The following is a 2,952-nucleotide window of genomic DNA, read 5'->3' on the forward strand; positions in this document are numbered from 1 at the left end:
ATGAACGTCGTCGTCTTCAACGTTCCTTCAGGACCCTTAAAGGGTCAGGGAGAACTCATCTCGGGGCAAGTTTCGTGCTTAGATGCTTTCAGCACTTATCTCTTCCGCATTTAGCTACCGGGCAGTGCCATTGGCATGACAACCCGAACACCAGTGATGCGTCCACTCCGGTCCTCTCGTACTAGGAGCAGCCCCCCTCAGTTCTCCAGCGCCCACGGCAGATAGGGACCGAACTGTCTCACGACGTTCTAAACCCAGCTCGCGTACCACTTTAAATGGCGAACAGCCATACCCTTGGGACCTACTTCAGCCCCAGGATGTGATGAGCCGACATCGAGGTGCCAAACACCGCCGTCGATATGAACTCTTGGGCGGTATCAGCCTGTTATCCCCGGAGTACCTTTTATCCGTTGAGCGATGGCCCTTCCATTCAGAACCACCGGATCACTATGACCTGCTTTCGCACCTGCTCGCGCCGTCACGCTCGCAGTCAAGCTGGCTTATGCCATTGCACTAACCTCCTGATGTCCGACCAGGATTAGCCAACCTTCGTGCTCCTCCGTTACTCTTTAGGAGGAGACCGCCCCAGTCAAACTACCCACCAGACACTGTCCGCAACCCGGATTACGGGTCCACGTTAGAACATCAAACATTAAAGGGTGGTATTTCAAGGTCGGCTCCATGCAGACTGGCGTCCACACTTCAAAGCCTCCCACCTATCCTACACATCAAGGCTCAATGTTCAGTGTCAAGCTATAGTAAAGGTTCACGGGGTCTTTCCGTCTTGCCGCGGGTACACTGCATCTTCACAGCGAGTTCAATTTCACTGAGTCTCGGGTGGAGACAGCCTGGCCATCATTACGCCATTCGTGCAGGTCGGAACTTACCCGACAAGGAATTTCGCTACCTTAGGACCGTTATAGTTACGGCCGCCGTTTACCGGGGCTTCGATCAAGAGCTTCGCGTTACCGCTAACCCCATCAATTAACCTTCCGGCACCGGGCAGGCGTCACACCGTATACGTCCACTTTCGTGTTTGCACAGTGCTGTGTTTTTAATAAACAGTTGCAGCCAGCTGGTATCTTCGACTGATTTCAGCTCCACGAGCAAGTCGCTTCACCTACATATCAGCGTGCCTTCTCCCGAAGTTACGGCACCATTTTGCCTAGTTCCTTCACCCGAGTTCTCTCAAGCGCCTTGGTATTCTCTACCTGACCACCTGTGTCGGTTTGGGGTACGATTTGATGTTACCTGATGCTTAGAGGCTTTTCCTGGAAGCAGGGCATTTGTCGCTTCAGCACCGTAGTGCCTCGTCATCACGCCTCAGCCTTAGTTTTCCGGATTTGCCTGGAAAACCAGCCTACACGCTTAAACCGGGACAACCGTCGCCCGGCCAACATAGCCTTCTCCGTCCCCCCTTCGCAGTAACACCAAGTACAGGAATATTAACCTGTTTCCCATCGACTACGCCTTTCGGCCTCGCCTTAGGGGTCGACTCACCCTGCCCCGATTAACGTTGGACAGGAACCCTTGGTCTTCCGGCGAGCGGGCTTTTCACCCGCTTTATCGTTACTTATGTCAGCATTCGCACTTCTGATACCTCCAGCATGCCTCACAGCACACCTTCACAGGCTTACAGAACGCTCCCCTACCCAACAACGCATAAGCGTCGCTGCCGCAGCTTCGGTGCATGGTTTAGCCCCGTTACATCTTCCGCGCAGGCCGACTCGACCAGTGAGCTATTACGCTTTCTTTAAATGATGGCTGCTTCTAAGCCAACATCCTGGCTGTCTGGGCCTTCCCACATCGTTTCCCACTTAACCATGACTTTGGGACCTTAGCTGGCGGTCTGGGTTGTTTCCCTCTTCACGACGGACGTTAGCACCCGCCGTGTGTCTCCCGTGATAACATTCTCCGGTATTCGCAGTTTGCATCGGGTTGGTAAGTCGGGATGACCCCCTTGCCGAAACAGTGCTCTACCCCCGGAGATGAATTCACGAGGCGCTACCTAAATAGCTTTCGGGGAGAACCAGCTATCTCCCGGTTTGATTGGCCTTTCACCCCCAGCCACAAGTCATCCGCTAATTTTTCAACATTAGTCGGTTCGGTCCTCCAGTTAGTGTTACCCAACCTTCAACCTGCCCATGGCTAGATCACCGGGTTTCGGGTCTATACCCTGCAACTTAACGCCCAGTTAAGACTCGGTTTCCCTTCGGCTCCCCTATTCGGTTAACCTTGCTACAGAATATAAGTCGCTGACCCATTATACAAAAGGTACGCAGTCACACGCCGAAGCGTGCTCCCACTGCTTGTACGTACACGGTTTCAGGTTCTTTTTCACTCCCCTCGCCGGGGTTCTTTTCGCCTTTCCCTCACGGTACTGGTTCACTATCGGTCAGTCAGGAGTATTTAGCCTTGGAGGATGGTCCCCCCATATTCAGACAGGATACCACGTGTCCCGCCCTACTCATCGAGCTCACAATATGTGCATTTTTGTGTACGGGGCTGTCACCCTGTATCGCGCGCCTTTCCAGACGCTTCCACTAACACACACACTGATTCAGGCTCTGGGCTGCTCCCCGTTCGCTCGCCGCTACTGGGGGAATCTCGGTTGATTTCTTTTCCTCGGGGTACTTAGATGTTTCAGTTCCCCCGGTTCGCCTCATTAACCTATGGATTCAGTTAATGATAGTGTGTCGAAACACACTGGGTTTCCCCATTCGGAAATCGCCGGTTATAACGGTTCATATCACCTTACCGACGCTTATCGCAGATTAGCACGTCCTTCATCGCCTCTGACTGCCAGGGCATCCACCGTGTACGCTTAGTCGCTTAACCTCACAACCCGAAGATGTTTCACTTCAGAGTTGCGAAAATTTGAGAGACTCACGAACAACTTTCGATTGTTCAGTGTTTCAATTTTCAGCTTGATCCAGATTTTTAAAGAGCAAA

The 2,952-nt window shown here is 52.7% G+C and carries 1 rRNA gene; it reads right to left on the minus strand.

From position 1 onward, the window contains the following. Positions 1 to 2,838 (minus strand): 23S ribosomal RNA (locus D9742_RS16685); the annotation flags it as partial. Positions 2,839 to 2,952 lie beyond the last annotated feature (114 nt).

It is taken from the genome of Escherichia sp. E1V33 (assembly GCF_004211955.1).
Taxonomy (GTDB): Bacteria; Pseudomonadota; Gammaproteobacteria; order Enterobacterales; family Enterobacteriaceae; genus Escherichia.